Origin of the sequence: Halodesulfovibrio sp. MK-HDV, from assembly GCF_009914765.1 — a bacterium.
Lineage (GTDB): Bacteria > Desulfobacterota > Desulfovibrionia > Desulfovibrionales > Desulfovibrionaceae > Halodesulfovibrio.
Genome location: NZ_WYDS01000021.1, coordinates 34,088 through 56,197 on the forward strand (window position 1 = coordinate 34,088; position 22,110 = coordinate 56,197).

16 protein-coding genes and 3 pseudogenes are annotated in these 22,110 nt (G+C 46.3%); 15 read left to right on the forward strand and 4 right to left on the reverse strand.

Features of this window, described 5'->3' with window-relative positions:
- The first annotated feature begins 150 nt into the window (after positions 1 to 150).
- The 15 genes and pseudogenes from mraZ to ftsZ all read left to right on the forward strand — a co-directional run.
- The gene (mraZ, locus tag MKHDV_RS15455) at positions 151 to 600 is read left to right on the forward strand and encodes a division/cell wall cluster transcriptional repressor MraZ (protein ID WP_160716869.1); all 450 of its coding nucleotides are present in this window, start codon (positions 151 to 153) and stop codon (positions 598 to 600) included.
- Between the two features lie 17 nt (positions 601 to 617).
- Positions 618 to 1,595 (forward strand): 16S rRNA (cytosine(1402)-N(4))-methyltransferase RsmH, encoded by a 978-nt coding sequence (gene rsmH, locus MKHDV_RS15460; protein ID WP_160716871.1) that lies wholly within the window; start codon positions 618 to 620, stop codon positions 1,593 to 1,595.
- A 10-nt stretch (positions 1,596 to 1,605) separates the two neighbouring features.
- Complete coding sequence (locus MKHDV_RS15465; protein ID WP_160716873.1) at positions 1,606 to 1,899, forward strand: hypothetical protein; 294 nt, start codon at positions 1,606 to 1,608, stop codon at positions 1,897 to 1,899.
- A 10-nt stretch (positions 1,900 to 1,909) separates the two neighbouring features.
- Entirely contained in the window at positions 1,910 to 3,931 is a 2,022-nt protein-coding gene (locus tag MKHDV_RS15470) for a penicillin-binding transpeptidase domain-containing protein (RefSeq protein WP_254060499.1), read from the forward strand.
- 1 nt (position 3,932) lies between these two features.
- Positions 3,933 to 5,378 carry a UDP-N-acetylmuramoyl-L-alanyl-D-glutamate--2,6-diaminopimelate ligase gene (locus tag MKHDV_RS15475; RefSeq protein WP_160716875.1) on the forward strand — a complete coding sequence of 482 codons (1,446 nt, stop codon included), beginning with the start codon at positions 3,933 to 3,935 and terminating at the stop codon, positions 5,376 to 5,378.
- Entirely contained in the window at positions 5,378 to 6,820 is a 1,443-nt protein-coding gene (gene murF, locus MKHDV_RS15480; protein ID WP_160716877.1) for a UDP-N-acetylmuramoyl-tripeptide--D-alanyl-D-alanine ligase, read from the forward strand. The genes MKHDV_RS15475 and murF overlap by 1 nt, the downstream gene beginning before the upstream one ends.
- A pseudogene (gene mraY, locus MKHDV_RS15485) lies at positions 6,810 to 7,882 on the forward strand (phospho-N-acetylmuramoyl-pentapeptide-transferase). The gene murF and the pseudogene mraY overlap by 11 nt, the downstream one beginning before the upstream one ends.
- Positions 7,883 to 7,892: 10 nt before the next feature.
- Positions 7,893 to 9,193 (forward strand): annotated as a pseudogene (murD, locus tag MKHDV_RS15490) (UDP-N-acetylmuramoyl-L-alanine--D-glutamate ligase).
- A 46-nt stretch (positions 9,194 to 9,239) separates the two neighbouring features.
- On the forward strand, positions 9,240 to 10,370 hold the full coding sequence (ftsW, locus tag MKHDV_RS15495) for a putative lipid II flippase FtsW (protein WP_160716879.1): 1,131 nt from the start codon (positions 9,240 to 9,242) through the stop codon (positions 10,368 to 10,370).
- Positions 10,367 to 11,506, forward strand: a complete 1,140-nt coding sequence (gene murG, locus MKHDV_RS15500; protein WP_160716881.1) for an undecaprenyldiphospho-muramoylpentapeptide beta-N-acetylglucosaminyltransferase — start codon at positions 10,367 to 10,369, stop codon at positions 11,504 to 11,506. Before ftsW ends, murG begins: the two co-directional genes overlap by 4 nt.
- A gap of 3 nt (positions 11,507 to 11,509) precedes the next feature.
- Positions 11,510 to 12,877, forward strand: a complete 1,368-nt coding sequence (murC, locus tag MKHDV_RS15505) for a UDP-N-acetylmuramate--L-alanine ligase (protein ID WP_160716883.1) — start codon at positions 11,510 to 11,512, stop codon at positions 12,875 to 12,877.
- Entirely contained in the window at positions 12,877 to 13,764 is an 888-nt protein-coding gene (murB, locus tag MKHDV_RS15510) for a UDP-N-acetylmuramate dehydrogenase (protein WP_160716885.1), read from the forward strand. The genes murC and murB overlap by 1 nt, the downstream gene beginning before the upstream one ends.
- A 6-nt stretch (positions 13,765 to 13,770) precedes the next feature.
- Complete coding sequence (locus tag MKHDV_RS15515; RefSeq protein WP_216846941.1) at positions 13,771 to 14,607, forward strand: cell division protein FtsQ/DivIB; 837 nt, start codon at positions 13,771 to 13,773, stop codon at positions 14,605 to 14,607.
- A gap of 17 nt (positions 14,608 to 14,624) precedes the next feature.
- Positions 14,625 to 15,863 (forward strand): cell division protein FtsA, encoded by a 1,239-nt coding sequence (gene ftsA, locus MKHDV_RS15520; RefSeq protein ID WP_160716889.1) that lies wholly within the window; start codon positions 14,625 to 14,627, stop codon positions 15,861 to 15,863.
- 69 nt (positions 15,864 to 15,932) lie between these two features.
- A pseudogene (ftsZ, locus tag MKHDV_RS19000) lies at positions 15,933 to 16,887 on the forward strand (cell division protein FtsZ); the annotation flags it as partial.
- Between the two features lie 910 nt (positions 16,888 to 17,797).
- On the opposite strand, the gene MKHDV_RS15530 reads toward ftsZ, so the two are convergent.
- The 4 genes from MKHDV_RS15530 to MKHDV_RS15545 form a co-directional block, all read right to left on the reverse strand.
- Positions 17,798 to 18,223 (reverse strand): PaaI family thioesterase, encoded by a 426-nt coding sequence (locus MKHDV_RS15530; protein WP_160716891.1) that lies wholly within the window; start codon positions 18,221 to 18,223, stop codon positions 17,798 to 17,800.
- A gap of 383 nt (positions 18,224 to 18,606) precedes the next feature.
- A complete protein-coding gene (locus MKHDV_RS15535) occupies positions 18,607 to 19,248 on the reverse strand; it encodes a YrbL family protein (RefSeq protein WP_160716893.1) in 642 nt (213 codons plus the stop codon).
- Between the two features lie 302 nt (positions 19,249 to 19,550).
- On the reverse strand, positions 19,551 to 20,402 hold the full coding sequence (gene htpX / locus MKHDV_RS15540; protein ID WP_160716895.1) for a zinc metalloprotease HtpX: 852 nt from the start codon (positions 20,400 to 20,402) through the stop codon (positions 19,551 to 19,553).
- Positions 20,403 to 20,568: 166 nt separating this feature from the next.
- Positions 20,569 to 21,552, reverse strand: coding sequence for a 4Fe-4S binding protein (locus MKHDV_RS15545; protein WP_160716897.1), 984 nt, complete (start codon positions 21,550 to 21,552; stop codon positions 20,569 to 20,571).
- Between the last annotated feature and the right edge of the window lie 558 nt (positions 21,553 to 22,110).

Consider the following 22,110-nt stretch of genomic DNA (forward strand, 5'->3'; position numbering starts at 1 on the left):
GATATTTTGTGATTTGCGACATATTGTCAAGAGCTATTGAGGGGTGAAACCGGTTTTACTTTACATACGCCCAGTTACAACTTTGCGCGCTATCCCATTCTTATAATAGAGGGGGTGGTAAAGTGTGGTAAAAGGTGGTAGAGGTGACGTATGTATTTCAGAGGCCGATCCCACCGAAGTCTCGATAATAAAGGCAGAGTAATGCTGCCTGCTGCCTTTAGGGACATCCTTTTATCTCGCTCAGAAGGCGGGACTCTCATCCTTACTACCTATGACAGGTGTGTGATGGGATTCCCATTGCCTGATTGGGAAGAGTTCGAACAAAAATTCCACCGCCTAAAAAATCCATCTCTTAAGTTGCGTCATTTCCGAAGACTCGTTATTGGCGGAGCCGAAGAAATTATTGTGGACAAGCAGGGACGCATTCGAATTCCTGCCGACCATGTAGCTTATGGTGGACTTCAGAAAGAAATAGTGCTTGTTGGGCAGGGAAGCAAGTTCGAGATTTGGGATAACACTCGTTTTGAAGAGTTGATGACACTCAACTTTGATGACGTTGCCGATGAATTAACAGAAAGCGGGATTGATTTCCCGATTTAGGAATAAGGTGATTAGTAATGACTTCCGAACAGGATGGCGCACAAAACCAGCAAGTATGGGACGACCACGTTTCTGTATTGCTGAACGAAGTGATCGACTATCTCGACCCTAAGCCGGGTGGCTACTACTTAGATGGCACACTTGGTCTTGCTGGGCATAGCGAAGCTTTGTTGAAAAAAACTGAAGGAAAAGCGCATCTTCTCGGTATCGATAGAGATCTTGATACGCTTGAGCGCGCCCGTAAGCGCCTTGAGCCGTTTGGAGATAATGTTGTAACCGCTCATGCCAGATTCAGCGAATTTGAAATGGTTTTGCGTGATGTGAACTGGGACGAGCTGGACGGAGCACTTTTGGATATCGGTGTTTCTTCCATGCAGATCGATCAGCCGGAACGCGGTTTCAGCTTTAAGACAGAAGGCCCGCTTGATATGCGTATGGACCCGTCCGGTGGCATGCCGCCTGCGAGTTCTATTGTTAACAAGGCCACATACGAAAAAATTAAATTTATTATTGGTCGATACGGCGAAGATCCAATGTGTGGACGTATTGCAAAAGCAATTCTCGAAGCACGATCTGTCGCTCCAATTGAAACAACCACACAGTTAGCTTCAATTGTCGAAAAAGCGTATCCGGCCAAATGGCGTGCTAAATCCAGAAATCATCCTGCAACACGTACTTTTCAGGCGTTACGTATGGTGGTTAACAGCGAATTAGAAGAGCTTGAAGCATTCTTGAAACGCATTCTGGATCGCTTGCGCCCTGGTGGACGACTTGCGGTAATCACCTTCCATTCTTTGGAAGACCGTATGGTTAAACACATGTTCAAAGAAGAATCTACCGGATGTATTTGTCCGAAACAGATTCCTGTTTGTATTTGTAACCATACTCCTAACGTAAAGCTGATAACCAGAAAGCCAGTTACTGCAACCGATGAAGAACGTAAGTTGAACTCCCGTTCTTCCAGCGCAAAATTGCGCGTGGTTGAAAAACTGTAGCGAGAAGCCGATGGCAAAAAAGTTTGATGTATGGATTCTTGCATTGATCCTGTCCGGAGTGGTCACCTTAGCTCTATGTCTTACCACTGTGTGGTTGAACATCGAACAGGTGAACATGGGCTATGCTCTGAAAGAACTTCAGGTAAGCGTCAATAAAAAGAAAGCCCATACAGCAAGACTTCAGTTAGAACGGGACAACCTACTGTCTCCGTATAGGCTGAAGAAAGATGCCGCCCGACTTGGTATGCAAGCCGCTCAAGTCGGGCAATTAAGGCGCATGGCAAACAAACCTGTTAAGGATTGACGGAGTGGCCGTGGCTAAGGCAACGCGAAATAGATCACTTACTAAATCAAAAAGAACCGCCTCGGCGAACCGGGATTCTGCTCCACAAAAGCGGGACTGGAGCCGTGTGCGGTTTTTGTGCGTTGCAGTAGGTCTTGCACTAGTGTGGTGTTCCTTATGGGGACGCGCATATAGTCTTCAGGTTGTGGACACCCGAAATCTGAGTGGAAGAGCTCTTCGCCAGCACCTTACTTCGGAATTGGTTACAGGACGTAGAGGGAAAATTCTCGACAGGGACAACAGAGTTCTGGCGTCCACTCTTGCAATTAAATCCGTTTTTGTTCGTCCTTATGAAGTTGAAAGCCCGTACACCGTTTCTGTTCGTCTTGCCAGAATTCTTGGAGTTGATCCAAAGTACATTCGCAAGAAAATTAAAAAAGGTCGGAACTTTGTTTGGATCAAAAGAAAGATCGACGACAGAGCTTCTGCTGCTATCAAAAAACAAGGTTTGAAGGGTGTTTATCTTCAGACTGAATTTGGACGTGTATACCCTAACAAGATGCTGAGCGGTAACCTGCTTGGTTATGTAGGGATTGACGAAAAGGGGCTGGCCGGTATTGAATACGCGTTTAACAAAACGCTTACTGGTTCTTCTTCAAAATTTGTTGTGCAGCGCGATGCCGCAGGACGAAGACTCTTTTTACAGGGTGCAGAAGAAACGACCCCGCTCAAGGGTGATAACGTTACCCTGACTATCGATTCTGAAATTCAATTTTTTGCTGAACAGGCAGTGCAATATGCAGTGAATGCATATGATGCCAAATGGGGCGGAGCGATGGTTGTTGATGTTGCCAGTGGCGACATCCTTGCATGGGCTCAGGCTCCTATGTTCAACCCGAACGTGTTCGGGCAGTATTCTGCCAGTCAACGCAGAGATCGCATCTCGCAGGATGCTTTTGAAATGGGTTCGACTATCAAGCCATTTCTTATAGCAGCTGCATTGGAAGAGAACGTTGTTAAGCCGGACACGCTGTTTTTTTGTGAAAATGGCAGGTGGAAGCTTCATAATGTTCGCATCCGCGATACTAAAAAAATGCAGTGGCTCACTGTCAAAAAAGTACTGACGCATTCAAGTAATATTGGCACAGCCAAAATTGGACTCGAACTTGGTGCTACCAAGTATCGAGATTACCTTGTCCGTTTGGGATTTGGTAAAAAAGCGGCATTGCCGCTGGCGGGTCAGTCTACCGGCATTTTACGTCCATTAAATAGATGGACACAGGTAGACCTTGCCAACGCAGCCTTCGGGCAGGGCTTTGCTTCTACGATGCCTCAATTGGCAGAAGCGTTCCTTGTTCTTGCAAACGGTGGAGTGCGAAAACCGTTGCGGCTGGTAAAAAATTTTCCATTAAATGAAAAAGTACTCAAAGAAAATTCCCAGAGGGTTTTTTCAGAAGAAACAGCTCACACTGTACTCAAAATGATGCAGGACGTTGTTGATTCCGGTACCGGCAAAAGCGCTGCGATCTCTGGTGTTTCCATCGGCGGAAAAACAGGTACAGCGCAAAAAGCAAAGCGCAGTGGCGGGTACGGTAGCAAGTATACTTCTTCGTTCGTCGGGCTGGTTCCGGCGCAAAATCCGAGGTTCATCACATTAGTTGTAGTTGATGAACCGGCTAAAAACTATTACGGGAGCAAGGTTGCCGCGCCAGCGTTTAAAGAAATCGCAATGCGGTACATGGCTCTCAATGGCACATTACCCGACTTTGAAAAGTCCCGTATGCTCGCATCAGCAGCTCCATCGACGATTAAGCCGAAATACGGTGAAAGACGTTTTGGTGTAGGCGGCAAGCCTCAGGCTTCCAGTAATTCGGTTCCTGATTTACGGGGCAGATCTATACGCTTCGCAATGGAAGTATATGCGCGTCAGGGCATAATTCCTTCCGTAAAGGGTAGTGGAGCTTTTGTGAAAAAACAAAAACCGGCAGCGGGTGCAAAGTGGTCTGCCGGCAGTAAACAGCAATATACACTCTGGCTATCGGAGCAATCGTAATATGGCGCAGTCTATACCTATGGAACAGCTGGAGCAGCAAGTAGCAACTGGTTTGCTCACACTGCATATCGATTCCCGCAAAGTGACGCAGGGAGACGTGTTTATCGCGCTTCCAGGTGCCTCTTGTGACGGCGGGAAATTTATTGGAAACGCCATCGAAAATGGTGCCGCATACATTGTGTGCCGCAAAGAAAATATTCCAACAGACCCTGCAGACGCAGTGTTTGTTATTACAGAAGATCCTAAAGAAACTCTCGGCAAATTAGCCTCTGCCCGATTTGGCACGGCTGATCTTAACCTGAAACTGGTGGGTGTTACCGGCACAAACGGTAAGACAACTGTTACCAGTATTCTGGAATATCTCTTTGCTCAGGCAGGACGCAAGACCGGTGTTATCGGTACTGTTGCGTATCGCTGGCCGGGTACTGAGATAGTTGCCAACATGACGACACCGGACTGTTTAAAATTACATTCCTTGCTTTCCCGTATGGAAGCTGCCGGTGTTGAAAATGCATTCATGGAAGTATCTTCACATGCTCTGGATCAGAACCGATCAGCCGGAATTCATTTTTCCGGTGGTGTGCTCACAAATGTGACGCAGGATCATCTGGATTACCATGGTGATATGGAAACGTATTATGAAGCAAAGAAAAAGCTATTTACCGCAGTTCCTGACGTCGCAAAACTTGGCGTTGTGAATCTGGATGACGGTTACGGTAAGCGTTTATTACCGGAATTGACTAACGGTATCGGCTTTACGTTAACCGATCAAAAAATTGAAGGTTGCCGTATTCTGCGTGGCGATATTGTAGAATCTACCGTGGACGGTCTCAAACTCCATACCACTTTCGAAGGAAAGGAATGGACTATTGTTTCACCGATGGTAGGTACACATAACGCTTCCAACCTGCTTGCAGCAATGGCTGTAGGGATTGGAATGGGGCTTACCCCGTCACAGATGCAAAGCCTTTCTGGATACAATGGGGTTTGCGGTCGTCTTGAGCGCATTCCAACCAACAAAGGCATTTATGCTTTTGTAGACTATGCACATACCCCTGATGCGTTGGTGAACGTTCTTTCTGCTCTTCGTGAGACAGGATTTGAACGCATTATCACCGTGTTTGGCTGTGGTGGTGACCGTGACCGGACAAAGCGTCCGATTATGGGTGAGGCAGTAGCAAAAGGATCTGATGTCGCGGTGCTCACCTCTGATAACCCGCGTACAGAAAATCCCGATGCTATTCTCGATGATGTGAAGCCGGGTCTTGCTGATTGTAAAGAAGTGCACGTTGAAGTGGATCGTAAAAAAGCTCTCGAGCTTGCCGTATCCATTGCAAATCCTGGTGATTGTATTCTCGTAGCCGGCAAAGGCCACGAAGATTATCAGGTTATTGGCACAAAAAAAGTATCATTCAGCGATCAGGCAATTCTTAAGGAGTTGCTCTAGTGAAGTTAACGCTCGGTCAAATTCAGAGCGCAATGGGTGCTGTCGGATTTCTTGGTGACTCGGAAGATATGGCATTTATTGGCGTACAGACTGATAGCCGCGTGCTGAAGCGCGGTGAGCTGTTCTTCTGTATTTCAGGCGAGCGGTTTGATGGTCATAACTTTGCTAAAGCGGCTTTAAAACGCGGTGCATGCGGCATAGTGGCAGAACGTCCTCCTTTCTCTATGGATGAGATGATGGAGATGGAATGTCACGAAGGCGGCGTACCACTTTTGATGGTGCAGGATTGTGTAGTGGCTCTTGGAAGACTGGCAGCGTATCATCGCTTGCTGACCAAAGCTATTGTCACCGGTATTACCGGAACTGCGGGCAAAACAACTGTAAAGGAACTGCTTGCAGAAGTCCTTTCTGTCCGTGGTAGCACAGCTAGAAACCATCTTAATTTGAATAATCAGATCGGATTACCGGTGTCCATTCTTGGCGCAACTGGTGATGAAAAATATTGGGTTATGGAAGCAGGTATCAGCAAGCCGGACGACATGGACGAGCTTGGTGACATTTTGCGACCTGACCTTGGTATTATTTTGAACGTGGGTGAAGGTCATACAGAAGGTCTGGGTGACAAGGGTGTAGCTCACTACAAGTCGCAGCTTTTGAAATATGTTCAGCCGGGTGGTGTAGGGCTTGTCTCTGCGGACTATCCTGATCTGACAGAAGCATGCACTAAAAAGTTTGATGAAATGCGGTATTTCAGCACTAAAGATCCTGAGTGTGCGTATTACGCAGAGTACAGTGGGGCTGTCTCAGACATTCAGGGGAAATACTGTGTTAACTTATGTGGCAAAGAGTTTGATGTAATTGCTCCTTTCAGGGGCGCGTTTGCAGCTGAAAATGTAATCGCAGTGGCTGCTGCCGCAGACATTATCGGACTTAAGTCTACAGAAATAATTCAGGGTTTCGCGCAGGCAACATTACCGGAAAGACGGTTTAATTGTTCCCAGCGTGGTAACTGGCTTGTTATAGACGATTGTTACAATTCGAATCCGCTGTCTTGTGTCCGCGCGCTGGAAACAGCGTCTGAGCTGGCAGAAGATAAGCCGCTTGTTTTGGTATTGGGTGAAATGCTGGAACTGGGGGAGCAGGCTTACGAGGCACACAAAGACCTTGGCACAAAGATTACAGAATCTAATGCTGACGTTGTGTGCTGGATTGGCAAAAACAGCAATGCGGTGAAAGAAGGTCTTGATGAGACTAACTTTACCGGGGAATTCCACAGCGTGGAAACGCCGCAGCAATTTCTTAACTTGTGCAAAACGCTAGGTGTAAACGACGGAACCATTTTATTTAAAGGTTCGCGTGGTAATAAGCTTGAGCGTTTTGTTTCTGTGTTCTGCGACAATTTCTGTCGTTGTAGAACAACGGGGATTACTGGTGCTTTATAATCTGCTTTACCCGCTCAGCTCTGATCTGAGCTTTTTGAATGTATTTAAATACATTTCATTTAGAACTGTTGGGGCGTTACTTACAGCCTCATTCTTTCAATTGCTTTAGGTCCATATTTTATTAACTGGTTAAAAAAGGTCAAATGCGGACAGTACATTCAGTCAGAAGTAGCCTGTCATACCGGCAAAGCTGGTACGCCTACAATGGGCGGTATTTTGATCGCGTTTTCACTTATTATAAGTACCCTTTTATGGTGTGACTTAAGTAACCAGTATGTCTGGCTTACGTTGCTTGTATATATAGGGTTCGGCCTTGTTGGTTTTATGGATGACTTTACAAAGTTACGCCGTAAAGAAAATCAGGGACTGTCTGCCCGCTCCAAATTCTTAGGACAGATAATTATTTCCGGACTCGCGTTGTTCCTGTTGGTTCAACTTCCGGCATACTCCACTGAATTGTATGTTCCGCTCTTTAAAAATGTGAGTCCAGATTTAGGACTTTTCTATATTCCGTTTGCCATGGTCGTTATTCTCGGCTCGTCAAACGGTGTGAACCTTACAGACGGTATGGATGGCCTCGCCATTGTTCCGGCTGTTGTCACCGCACTTGTGTACGGCGTGTTCGTATACATTGCCGGTCACGCTGCTTTGTCACAATACTTACAAGTAGCAGCAGTGCCGGGTGTAGGCGAAATCACCGTATTTTGCGGAGCGCTTGTCGGCGCAGGACTTGGTTTCCTGTGGTTCAATGCGTATCCGGCACAGGTGTTTATGGGTGATGTTGGTTCTCTTTCCATTGGTGGCACTCTTGGTTTTATTTCTGTGCTGTGCAAACAGGAACTGATGATGGTTATTGTCGGTGGCTTGTTTGTTGTGGAAACACTGTCTGTAATTCTTCAGGTAGGTTCCTATAAGCTGCGCAAGAAACGAATATTCAAGATGGCACCTATCCATCACCACTTTGAAATAAGTGGTATTCCGGAATCTAAAGTCATTATTCGCTTCTGGATCATCTCGATCCTACTCGGCGTAATGGCTCTCAGTGTTCTCAAACTGCGTTAAGGAGTTACTCGTGGAATATAGACCACAGGTAGTCACACCAGGGTGCAAAGCCGTAGTTGTCGGTACCGGCCGTTCAGGTCAGGCCGCTGCAAGATTGCTGCATTCTCTTGGTGCCTCTGTACGCATTGTGAACATGAACGAGGAATCCGTTCCGGAATCCTTCCGTAAAATTATAGCCGAATGCGGGTTTGAGACCGCATTCGGCCCTCATACTTCAGAACAGTTTACAGGCGCAGATGTCGTAGTACCAAGCCGGGCGTTCCAATGCTCAAGCTTGCTTCGTTTATTCCTGAACAGGCTGTAGTGCTGGCTGAAATGGAACTCGCATGGTCATGCGTGCCTCATATTCCAGCTATTGCGGTTACAGGAACAAACGGGAAAACAACCACTGTACGTCTTTGCGATGCTATGCTTCGTGAAGCTGGAAAGCGTGTTTTTCTCGGTGGCAACATCGGGACACCGCTTAGTGAGTTTGTTTTGGAGCAGCAGGAAGCGGACGTTCTCGTACTGGAAGTTTCAAGCTTTCAGCTACAGACATGCCGCCATTTCCGTCCGACTGTCGGAGTGTTGCTTAATGTAACCGAAGACCATCTCGACTATCACAAAGATATGCAGGAATACACCGACGCCAAGTTACAACTGTTCTCCAATATGGAACAGAGTGACAAAGCACTGCTGGGTGAAGAAGCACAGAAGCTTGCTTCTGATAGTAACAACGCTGGACTACAGCGTGCCGAGCAGCATGTCTTTTCTGACACTGGTAGATTTGTGAAGGCTTCTCTTCATGGTGTGCATAACCGCTTGAATATGGAAGCTGCCTTTGCAGCGACCGAACAATTTGGTGTGACACTTGAGGATGCGCTTGCAGCAGTCGAAGATTTTTCCGCAGCACCGCATACATTGGAAACGGTTGCCAAAGGCCGTGGGATTGTTTTTGTGAATGATTCCAAAGCGACAACCGTTGATTCTGTCCGCGCTGCACTGGAAAGTTTTGCAGAGCCTGTTTTGCTTCTTGCCGGTGGTCATTACAAGGGCGGTGATTTGAGCTCTCTTGCGAACTTGTTGAAAAAACATGTTCGTGCTGTCGCACTTTATGGTGACAGTCGTACCGCTTTTGAATCTGCATGGAATGGTGTTGTGGATCTAGAGTGGCATGAATCTATGGAAGATGCAGCTCGATCACTAATGCACAAGGCGCATGACGGTGACGTAATGTTGCTATCACCTGCGACTTCCAGCTTTGACCAGTATGCAAACTACAAAGCACGCGGCGACGATTTTAGACGAATCGCCGGTGTTCTCAGCGAATAATTATAGATAATTGCCGGAGTATTCCGGCGAAGTGTGGAGTCATTGCATGGCTGATAAACGACAGGACACAACAATTTCGATGGACTGGATGCTTTTAATCGCAGTCCTATGTGTCCTTGCGTTCGGGCTGATAATGGTTCTGAGTTCCAGCGGTATTATGGCAGAGCGTCACTTTGGAAGTAAGTATCACTTCTTTCAAAGACAACTTATGTTTGCCGGCATTGGCCTTGTGGCCATGAGTATCTGTGCAATGCTGCCAAAACGTCTGATCTACCAACTGCATTATCCATTGCTTGGCATGTCAATATGTGCCTTGATTATTACACTTTCTCCGTTAGGAGTTAAGGTTAATGGTGCAAGTCGTTGGATCAGTGTTGGACCGTTTTCGGTTCAACCGATGGAATTCGCGAAGATTTCTCTGGTGCTGTACCTTTCATACTTTTTCAGCACCAAGCAGGAATTAGTCAAAACGTTTTCAAAAGGTGTTATCCCACCATTTTTAATAACTGCATTTTTATGTGCCTTGTTGTTGATTCAGCCGGACTTCGGCGGAGCAGCAGTACTGGCAGCTTTGCTCTTTTTCATGTGCTGGTATGGCGGTACTCGTCCATTGTACCTCGGTGGTTCCGGATTGCTTGCTTTAGGCGCCGGTTCCCTGTTGATTCTGCAATCTCCGTATCGTTATAGACGCTTGCTGGCATTCCTTGATCCGTTCAAGGATGCAGACAGCATCAGTTATCAGCTCGTGCAATCGCTTTATGCTTTCGGTTCAGGAGGCTTTAGCGGGCAAGGGCTTGGAGCAGGAAAGCAGAAGTTGTTCTATCTGCCGGAAGCCCACAACGACTTTATTATGGCCGTTGTAGGTGAGGAACTCGGATTTTTGGGCATGTCCCTCTTTTTCGTGTTGATGGGAATGGTGCTCTTCAGAGCCTTTACCATTTCCTACAAGCAGACCGAACTGCGGGATAAGTTTATCACTTTTGGACTGGCTCTTATTATCTCCCTTGGTGCTGTGTTGAACCTCGCAGTTGTTATGGGTGCTGCTCCTCCAAAAGGAATCGCCATGCCCTTCATGAGCTATGGCGGCAGTAACCTTATCGCAATGTTGCTCTGCACTGGTCTCTTACTGAATTTTTCCCGTTCCCAAGAAGAGCGCGAGAGTAGAGGTAGAAAATGAAACGAGTAGTATTAACCACAGGTGGCACAGGCGGGCATGTTTTTCCTGCTTTGGCTGTTGCCGAAGAGATTAGAAGACGTTTTCCAGAAGCCGAGTTTCTCTTTATCGGGGGACAGTACGGTCCGGAACGTCAGATGGTAGAAAAAGCAGGTATCCCTTTTGTGGCTCTTCCTGTTCGCGGTGTACTCGGTCGCGGTGTAAAAGCCATCGGCGCTTTTGTTGGACTTGGCATTTCAGCCCTTAAGTCCATGCGCATTATTCGAAAATTCAATCCGGATGTTGTAATCGGTTTTGGTGGCTATGCTGCTGTTGCCGGTTGCGTTGGCGGCAAATTATGCGGCGTTCCGGTAGCAATTCACGAACAGAACTCTGTTCCCGGCTTAACAAACAGATTGCTGAGTAAAGTTGCCAAGCGCATTTTTATCTCACTGCCGGATGAACAGGAATTTTTTGAACCGGATTACACAGTTTTGACAGGCAACCCTGTCCGTGCAGCCATTGCGGATATCCGTAGTGCTTCTAAAACATTGGACGCTGCTGCACCGTCTGTTTTTGTTTGCGGTGGTAGCCTTGGTGCTAAAGCTGTAAACAGTGCAGTTGTCGATATGTTACCGACATTGAAAAAGCTTGGCTGCACAGTCCATCATCAAACAGGCAAGACTGATTTTGAACGAATTCAGGCTGCGTATGCTGAAGGACGGATGGATCAATACATTGTTGAGCCGTTTGTAGATGACATGGCGGCGGCGTATACCGCAGCTGATTTGGTTATTTGCCGCGCAGGTGCAACGACAATTGCAGAATTGACAGTTGCCGGTAAGCCAGCACTCTATATTCCGTATCCTCATGCAACGCATAATCACCAAGTGCATAATGCCCGCTATTTGGAAACAAAGGGTGCAGCTGTAGTGGTGGAAGAACGTGAGCTTGACCAAAAAGATATGAATTCCATCGTGACTGAATTACTGACAAGCGACGAAAAGCTTCAGTCTATGAGTGTGGCAGCCAAAAAACTTGGTAGACCGGAGGCCGCAGCAAGTGTTGTGAGCTGTATACTGGATCTGCTGCCCAAATCTTCTCTTGAATCTCTGGTTCATCCTTATAATGAACCGGAAAAAAATGAATCAACGGATTAGAATATGATTTCTAAAATTAAAAATATCCACATGGTCGGCATTGGTGGCTCAGGAATGAGCGGCATTGCTGAAGTATTACTGAACCTAGACTTTAACGTAACTGGTTCTGATTTATCAAATGGTGCCCCTGTTCAGCGACTACGCGGACTTGGTGCAACCGTAAACATCGGTCACTCAGAAGCAAATATTACAGACGCACAGGTTGTTGTTCGTTCTACGGCTATCTCTGCCGATAATCCGGAAATTCTAGCAGCAGCACGAATGGGCATTCCTATTATCCCACGTGCAGAAATGCTTGCAGAGCTTATGCGCCTTCGTCTTGGTATTGCGATTGCCGGTACTCATGGTAAGACTACCACCACATCGTTGACAGCAGCTATTTTTGACGAAGCAAATACGGACCCGACAGTTATTATCGGTGGTCGCCTCAACGCGTATGGCGCAAATGCACGCCTTGGTGCCGGTGAGTTCTTGATTGCAGAAGCAGATGAGTCTGATGGTTCATTCCTGTGCCTGTTCCCGATCATTACTGTTGTTACCAACGTAGATTGTGACCATCTTGATTTCTACTCCGGACAGGAAGAAATCGATGCAGCTTTTGTTCAGTTTATGAATAGTGTTCCATTTTATGGTGCAAATATTGTGTGCGGTGATGACAAAGGCGTACAGCGTCTTCTTCCGCAGATTAAGCGCCGCGTGATCACATACGGTTTTGAGGAAGGGAACGATATTCGCGCAATTGAAAAGTCATGCGGCGAAAAATCTGAGTTTACCGTTGTTTTTGATGGAAAAGAACTTGGCGATGTTCTGCTTTCACAACCGGGACGTCATAATATTTTGAATGCCCTTGGCGCAATCGGCGTTGCTATTGAATCCGGCATTTCTCCGGAAAAATGTCTCTCCGGCCTTACCGGTTTCAACGGCGTTGGTCGTCGTTTTGAGCGCAAAGGTGAGCGCAACGGCGTTCTCGTTATTGATGATTACGGTCATCACCCTGTAGAAGTAGCAGCTACAATTCTTACAGCGCGTCAATGCTTCCCTGATCGTAGGCTTGTTGTGGCATTCCAGCCGCATCGCTTCAGCCGCACTCAGGCATTGTTCGGCCAGTTCTGCACCGCTTTCGAAGGTGTGGACAAGCTGTTGCTTACAGAAATTTATCCAGCATCCGAGTCTCCGATTCCTGGTATTAACGGTGAATCGTTGGCACACGGCATTCGTCAGGCATCTTCAACTAAAGTGGAATACTGCGAAGATTTTGAAGCAGTTTCTGCAAAGTTACCTGAAGAATTACAGAACGGCGATATCTTCATTACACTAGGCGCGGGTAATATCTGGACTGTTGGTCAGGGTTATTTGGACGGAGCGAACTAATGGCGATTACTGTTCATCAGGCTTTTTCCTTCAGTAAGCGTACAACGCTTCGCATGGGCGGCAGCGCCATTGCGGAAGTGGTGTTAACGCACGCTGATGACTGTGAACAGTTGCCGGATATTCTACATTCATTGGGCGGAGAGCCCCTCGTAATTGGACGCGGAAGCAATTTGCTTGCGAAAGATGGCGAGCTGCCAGTAGTGATTGTTAATCCTGCTGTTACCACTGATCCGGTTTGCATTGATGAAACCGATGATACTGTCACTGTACATGTCGGGGCGGGCTACCGCCTGCCCCGTTTTTTAAATTGGTGTGCAAATCATGGGTATGCAGGACTGGAAGGATTGGCCGGAGTACCCGGAACTGTGGGCGGAGCAGTGGCAATGAACGCCGGATCTTACGGTTGTGAGGTTGTAGACTGTTTAGAGTTTGTAGAAGTTTTCATAAAAAAAATTGGTACTGCAGTGTTCAAAAAAACAGATGTAGTATTACAGTATAGACATTTTTCTATTCCGACTGTAAATGAGCAGCCCGTTATTTTGAGTAGTGCCTTCAAGCTATATAAAAGCGATTCTCAAAAAATAAGAAAAGTTATCGATGATAATCTAATAAGAAAAAAGGCTACTCAGCCCGTTTCTGCACACAGCGCAGGGTGTGTTTTTAAGAATCCTGCGGAAGGCATTAGTGCTGGTATGCTTCTGGATAGGTCTGGATTTAAAGGGAAAATTTATGGTGGTGTTGCTTTTTCACCATTGCATGCAAATTTTCTTATCAACGTTAATAACGGCACAAGCAAAGAAGCATTTGAGTTGTTGCATATGGCGCAACAAACTGTTTTGGCCGATTCTGGGTATTCATTAGAGCTCGAAGTAAAAGTAATTGGGTAACGCACTATGGCTGCAAGAAGGCAAAAAAAAGCTCCTTATTCTTTAGTGAAGAAAAGCTATAGACGTCTGCTTTCCGATTTTATCCATGCAAAAGGTACTTCTTTGTTGCTTTCTTGGGCGATAACCCTCTTTACTGGATCGACATTTATTGTCATAATAAGTATCGGACTGTTATTCAGTTATCGTTCCATTACAAACAGTACTTTTTTTGCGGTGCAGAAAATTCAGATTTCTGGAAACGTTCGTTTGGAACAAGAAGACGTTTTGAATCTAGCTCATCTTAAAAATGGTGAGAACAGTCTCGCAGTAAATATTTCCGATATAGAGTACAAACTGCTTCGCAGCCCTTGGGTTGAAAACGTATCAGTTAAGCGTCAGTTACCGGGTAATCTTGCAATCACTATTGATGAGCGCAAACCAAGGTACTGGATGCGGCAAGATAATCGTATTGTGTATGCAGATGAAAAAGGAAACCCCATTGACTACGTAGGCACGTATAAATTTGCCTCCCTTCCTTTTTTATCTGTAGAAGCCGGCACAGAGTATCTATTGCAGCGTTTACCACAATTGGTGGCAGAACTGGATTCTTCTAGACTTCCAGTTTCATCACAAAAAGCTGCATGGATTAAACTGAGTTTGAGCGGTGGCATTACGATGTTTCTGGAGTCAGAAAATATTATGCTGAGTATTGGCGTAGAAAACTGGTCTTCTAATGTGCGTCATTTGGTCGCCACCATTGACGACCTGAAACGACGTAGCGAATTTGCAAATGTTCGCAGCATCAAGGCGGAAGATAAAAACGTCTGGGTGAATACTGGGATTACGTCCAAACCGGCAAGCTAGATAAAGAGGAGTGTTGCATGTCTAAGTCCGACCTCATTGTGGGCCTTGATATTGGAACGACAAAAATTTGTGCCGTAGTCGGAGAACCTTCTCCGGGCGGGGTCGATATTGTGGGCATTGGAACCGCTCCATCCACTGGTTTGCGTAAAGGCGTGGTGGTAAATATCGAGCAGACCGTACAGTCAATTAAGAAGGCTTTGGAAGAAGCTGAATTAATGGCAGGGTGCGAAATTGCTTCAGTATATACCGGCATTGCCGGCAGCCATATAAAAGGCTTCAACAGCCATGGTGTGATTGCTGTAAAAGGCGGCGAAGTTTGTAGCCGTGACGTTGAGCGAGTGATGGATGCAGCAAAAGCTGTAGCTATTCCACTTGACCGCGAAGTAATTCACACATTGCCACAAGAATTTATTGTTGATGATCAGCACGGAATTGCTGATCCGCTCGGCATGGCGGGCGTTCGCTTGGAAGTTCGGGTACATATCGTAACAGGGGCAGTGACAAGCGCTCAAAATATTGTTCGTTCTTGTCACAGAAGCGGCCTTGATGTTTCCGATATTGTTCTCGAAGCTTGGGCGTCCTCAAAAGCCGTACTTACCGCAGAAGAAAATGAAATTGGTGTTGCACTAGTAGATATTGGTGGCGGAACTACCGATATTGCCGTATTTGCAGATGATTCTGTTAAACATACAGCGGTCATACCGATGGGTGGACAGAATCTTACCAACGATATTGCCTTTGGTTTGCGTACTCCAATGGTGAGTGCGGAAAAAATTAAGATGAAGTACGGCTGTGCACTGGCTGAAATAGTGCAAGGTGATGAAGTTATCGAAGTGCCGAGCGTTGGCGGTAGAGAACCAAGAAAACTCTCTCGTCAGGTTTTGGCAGAAATTTGTGAACCACGCATGGAAGAGATTCTTACTCTCGTTGATCAAGAGCTAATACGGTCCGGTTTTAAGAATCTTATTGGTGCGGGCATTGTTCTTACTGGTGGCACTTCACTTATCGAAGGCTGTCAGGAACTCGGTGAGCAAATCTTTGGATTGCCAACCCGTATTGGGTATCCGCGCGGTGTGGGTGGTCTGAAGGATGTAGTTAACAGTCCTAAATTCGCAACAGCGGTTGGACTACTTAACTACGGTTCTGAGAAAGAAGATTTCGATATTCACTTTAGTAGCAGCAGTCCAAAGCGTGAAAGCTCTACATTCAATAAAATGCTAACGACAATGAAAAAATGGTTTACAGATGTCTCTTAGACGCTCCTGTAACTAATAATACGTTAATGGGTCTACAAGTAACCTAGGTATTGGCAAAAGGAGAGGCGTATGGAATTTCATGAAATTGAAAACGACAGCCAAGCGAAGATTAAGGTTGTCGGGGTTGGTGGCGGCGGAGGCAATGCCGTCAACAACATGATAAGCTCCGTACTAAAGGGTGTTACGTTTATTACTGCAAACACTGATGTACAGGCGCTTAACAATTCTCAGGCAGAAGTTAAAATTCAACTTGGTGATAAGCTCACAAAAGGTTTAGGTGCAGGCGCGAATCCTGCAGTTGGCCGTGAAGCTGCACAGGAATCTATTGATCAAATTCGTAACGCCATTGGCGAAGCGGATATGGTTTTTGTTACCGCAGGCATGGGTGGTGGCACCGGTACTGGTGCAGCACCAGTTATTGCTCAGGTAGCAAAAGAGATGGGCGCTTTGACTGTTGGTGTAGTAACCAAGCCTTTCTTCTTTGAAGGCAAAAAGCGTCAGGAAGCTGCGGATGCCGGTATAGAGGCATTCCGTGAGCACGTAGATTCTCTCATCACCATCCCTAACGATCGTCTGCTTTCTTTGGCTTCCAAAAAAGCAACCTTCGTAGAAATGCTTAAAAAAAGCTGATGAAGTTTTATACTTCGCAGTTAAAGGTATTTCCGACCTCATTATGGTTCCGGGTCTTATCAACCTTGACTTTGCTGACGTAAAAGCAGTCATGGGCGAATCCGGTCTTGCTATGATGGGTTCCGGCAGTTCTATTGGTGAAGGCCGTGCTCGCGAAGCCGCGATGAAGGCAATCACCAGTCCACTGCTTGAAGATGTATCTATTGACGGAGCTCGTGGTGTTCTGATGAACATTACTTGTGGTCCAGATCTTACTATTGATGAAGTTAGTGAAGCAGCTGGCGCAATTCAGGAAGCAGCACACGACGATGCACGTATCTTCTTTGGTACTGTATTCGACGATACTGTTGGCGATGAAATGCGTATTACAGTTATTGCTACCGGCATTGATACTATGGACACTGGAACACAGGGAAACGGATCAGGCGTTGCGATTAACAGCAATGGTGCGCGCAGCGTAACGTCTCTATCATCCGCCCGTGCAAGTGCACCACGTGCTGAAGCTGCCCCTGCTCCGCAGACACAGGCATACCAAGCTCCTCAGTCACAGTCATATCAGGCTCCACAGGCTCAGCCTGTTCAGGCAGCTCCAGTGCAGGCTCCTCAGACACAGCAGGTATATACTGCTCCGTCTGCTCAGCCTACTCCGCAGCCACAGCCAGTTCAGCCTGTACAGCATGTTCAGCAAGCTCAGCCAGTACCACCAGTACAGACTCAGCCAGTACAGACCGCTCCAGTACAGCCGGTTCATCCAGCTCATGTAGCGCCCGTACAGCCAGTTCAGCATGCTCAGCCAACTCAGGCTGCACCGCAGCCTGTTAGAGAGCCACAGCCAGTAGTTACTCCTCGTGTAGAGCCAAAGATGGATATTACCCATCCAGAGCCAGCACGTGAGGGTTACGACTTTAAAGCTGATGACACTAACGTGCCAACGTACATTCGCCGCAGTGCTCAAGCAGCACAGCGCGCCCATAAAGTACGTCACGCTCACGAACCAGGAAAAGACACTTTCGTTTTTGAAGAAGATTTCGAAATTCCGTCTTTTATTCGTAAGCAGGCCGACTAGAAAAAAATTAGGCGCACTTTTGTGTGCCGTGAAATCTTATAGACAGATTCGTTCTGTTAAAAACGTACCGTTCGGGGGAAGGGGCGTTCTATAAGTTTTCGCTTGAGATAGTAGACCCTGTCTCTGAGCAGTACTCACGCCTCTCTGCTTAGAAACAGTTAAAAACGCTGTTCAGTTAATCTGAACAGCGTTTTTGTGTGTGCATATATATCGCAGCTAATTGTGTGTAAGTAGTTCGCTATTTCTTGCGTTTTATATGAAAAACAGCGCGCCCTTCTGCCTGAACAGTGTCTGGAGTTGAAGCACTGTAGAGTCGCACATGGACATTCGCAATAGAGTTTCCAAGCATCCGCACTTCGCCTTCTCCTATCAAATCTTCCAGCATTGCAGGGCGTTGATAGTCCACACGCAGGTCAATAGTTGCGGTCTTATCTTCTGGGCCGAGGTGTGTCCACAAAGTAGATGCTGCAACAATATCAACAAACATAGAAGATATACCTCCATGTAAGATTCCGCGCTCCATGTTCCCGCCAAACTGTTCCTTGTACGGAAGGCGTAGCTTTATGAAACCGGGCTTAGCATCAATTACTTGGATGTTAAGGAATCGGTGAAAGGGGCTGCCGGATTCAATAAAGTCGATAAGTTCGTGATGAATGTCTTTCATGCAAGTAGTGTATGTAGAAACGGCATTGTCTGCAATTGTCTAGATTATTATAGATGGCTTGAAGTGAAGCAGGCGCGAAGCGCTTTGTTGCCTTCGGCGAGGGGGCTTTGCCCTCCACCCACGAGGGGGACGCCCCCTCGACCGCGAGTTTGTATCGTTTAGTTATACGTAAGCAGCTTTCGCAATAAACAATGTTCATATAGGTCGATGTGTTAGGTTGATGAATCCTAACTATTAAGTTTCCATACAACAAGAGCTCAGAACTATTGGTAAGTTCTGAGCTCTTGTTTTTGTATATGGACGGAACGTTAATCGCGTTGGGTGGTTTATTGTTGTGTTTTTGTTATCAGCAAACTTTCATCCGTTAGAGAACGGCGAGTGAGCTATTCAATACAGTTGAGTTTAGAAACGGTTGTCCAATCTTGAACTTGTGCTTCTCTGTAGAGGCGCTGAAAGTTACGGGTCACTTTTAAGCGTGTGAAGTACGGAATATAAAGATTAATCTGACTACGGTAGATACGACGGTTTTTCTGAAAATCGATAAGCACCGGAGTATGGTCATCTTTCACGAGCACATTTCTGCGTGCAACGCCGAAGTGATCAAGGGAATGTTTAAAAAACACATCACGTCTAAGTTGCTCCAATTTGCAGAAGAAAGCATCAGGAAGTGGAGTGCTCTTGTAGTGATCAAGACTTGGCGCAGTGGAACCGTCGGCAGTTATGACGCGCTCCATGACTAAACCGCGAACACCGATGGAGGTCATTTGCATACCTTCCATGCGCACAAAGTGTTTTTTGAGTGCGTCAGGCACGCAATTAATAATCTTCTGATAGTTAGCGTACTCAAATTCAAGCATGTTATCGATGCCGTATTTCTTTTTCGCTACCAGATTAGGATCAGGTTTTTCACCTTGATATTTGCGGTGTGGTGCAAGCACTTTAACGCACATGTTAGGTGCATCTTTTACAACATAAATGTTGCTCCAACCGCCTACAGAAGAAATCAATTCGCCAAGTTCAATCATAAATGCTCTCTATCGTCTCTTTTATTAGTCGTAAATCAAAGTGGGGTTGTAGCCCCTTGCGAAACTCTTAGCAAGCATCTCCTGATTCTCGTTCCTCACATCGTATAGTTAAGCAAGAGCGGGTTAATATCTAACTAATATTTCTAAATAAGTCGTTTCGCAAAAAACGCAGTCGAGAGGGCGTCCCTCTCGCGGGTGCAGGGCAGAGCCCTTGCCCCTCGGAGAGTCGTCGAAGACAAACATGTTGGCCATTATCACAACTTAGCAGCATAAAAAAAAGCCCCGCAATGCGGGGCTTGTGATTACCTGTGTGCCATTTGGCGAAGTCTGCTTACGCGTTCTTCAATTGGCGGGTGTGTGCTAAAGAGTTTAGCCATGTTTGCGCCTGCAAAAGGATTAACAATAAACATGTGAGCGGTTGCCTGATTGCCATGTTGCATCGGTACGCGCTGCGAATAGGCATTAAGTTTTTCCAGTGCGGATGCAAGATAGAGCGGGTTACCAGCAAGACGTGCTCCTGTGTCATCTGCGAGATATTCGCGAGAGCGGGAGATTGCAAACTGGATGAGGCTAGCTGCGACTGGTGCCACAAACGCAAGCAGCAGCGCTGCAAACGGATTTGAACCTTCTTCATCGTCACCACTTGCAAATCCGAAGATTGCGGCAAACTGCATGAAGTTAGCGATGCTGACGATGGCGGTTGCCATTACACCAGCAATGGACTGGATCAGGATATCGCGGTTGGTAATGTGTCCAATCTCGTGTGCCAGAACACCTTTGAGCTCTTCAGTAGAAAGAAGCTGCATGATGCCTTGAGTAACGGCTACAACACCGTGTTCAGGGTCACGACCTGTGGCAAATGCGTTTGGTGCCTGTTCGGGGATTACACAGATACGCGGCTTAGGGATACCAGCTTTATGTGCGAGTTCGTCTACGATCTGATGAAGCATAGGCGCGTCGTGCGGGCCTACTTCTTGTGCGCCGTACATACGAAGAACAATTTTATCTGAATACCAGTAGCTACCAACGTTCATGAAAAGTGCCAGAGCAAAAGCGATTATGATTCCGCCTTTACCGCCAAGTGCACCGCCCAAAACGATAATAATACCGGAGAGTAGGGCAAGTAACATCATTGTTTTTAAGTTGCTTGTCATTGTTCTCGAGTCTCCTTACGAAAATGATCAATGGCCTGAATGAATATGAATAAATTTCTTTATCTGGAATGTATAAGACGTGCCAGAAGAAAGGCAACCTTTCGAATGGAAAAGGTTGCCTAACATACTTAAATTGTTTCTTCTCTTAATATAATAAGAGGGGGTGTTATTTGTTGAATATCATCATATGGAATTTGCGGATAAGCTCCGGCGTGGCATCTGAGTACCAGTGACCTGTGAGTACGGCGATTCCATAGAATATTAACAGAATGGCAAGACATCCGCCGGCAATAGTTGCGAAGGGAACCTTTTTGTTGAATGTGCGAACCGTGAGACAATCGTTGACTGGACATACGCCTACGCACTCTGCACAGCCAACACATTCTGGAGAATGCACTGCCTTGCGTTCATCAACATGGATAGCGGCCGGACATATTTTTCTACATTTACCGCAGGATATACAGGTGCCTGCTTCTCGTGTGATTGCTGTCGGGCTGAATGTTGAACAAATCCCAAGCAAAGCGCCGTATGGGCATAGAAATCGGCACCAGAAGTTGCGGATAAAAAGAGAGATGATGGCGAGAACTGCAATGACAATCAAAGTTGTTGCAGACGGGGCTAGGAAAAATGCCAGCATTTTGGAGTCAGCAACATAGTTGTACGGAAGGGTCAGAAAGCTGCTGATCTGGCGGGTACTCATGTTGATGACAATGAAATAAACAAATCCGCCGAGTATAATGTATTTGGGGATAGATAGAATGCGAGCTGCTTTAACGGGCAATTCTTTTTGAAATTTTAGTTTGCGACCGAGCTGTTCTGTAAGGTTGGAAATGAGACCTACAGGACAAATGTATCCGCAGAAACTTTTCCGAAAAAGAAGCGCCATCCAGATGAAGGCAAAGAAAAGCGTTAATCCGGCAGGGTGAACCATGTCCCACTTATTGGTGAGAATAAACTGTTTTGCTGCCATGAGTGCGCTGATAGGAAGGAATGCTTCAACAGAAGGCGGCTTTGGGACGAATGCAGATGATTGTCCTGTTGCCCATATGAAATGCTGAAAGAGGCGGTAGCCAATAAAGAGACAGAAAAAGAGAAAAAGATACTGAATAACGCGCCGTAGGATATGGGGCGTTACAATTTTTTGAGACATCGTCTACAACCTCGTCTACTTTTGGTGAAAAAAACAGTAATTCTGGGGAAAGAGTACATCTGTAATGCTTTAGTCATCTGTCGGTTAGCTGACAGATGTTTTTTATATGGAGGGCTTTGGAGCCTGTGGTGATGCCTCCGGCGGGCAGGCTTTGCCTTGCATCCACAAGGGACACTGTCCCCTTGACCCCGATTAGGTTTGATCTTTTTACGTCGGGATAAATTAGTTGGTTGGGCTATTGAGACCCGTACTCGCCGTAATAAAAGATTTTCCCAGTAAATTTTGAAGGCGTGTAGTAGCGACTACAACACTTAGTATTAATGCTATGTGATTGGAAAAGTTATTTTTTAACCTGTTATGTGAAATGCTATTAGCAGAGTTAGGTGGATCACTAGCAAAATATTTTCTCACACTATGCGAACTTCTGCGTGCTTGCTGTGATGCAGGCCACAAAAAAGGACATAAACTGCATGAGTTCATGTCCTAAAATAGACCGGTATTCCGGTCAACCAGTACCCATACGGTACGTGGTTGCGGTTACTAGCTAGTTTTTTTGAT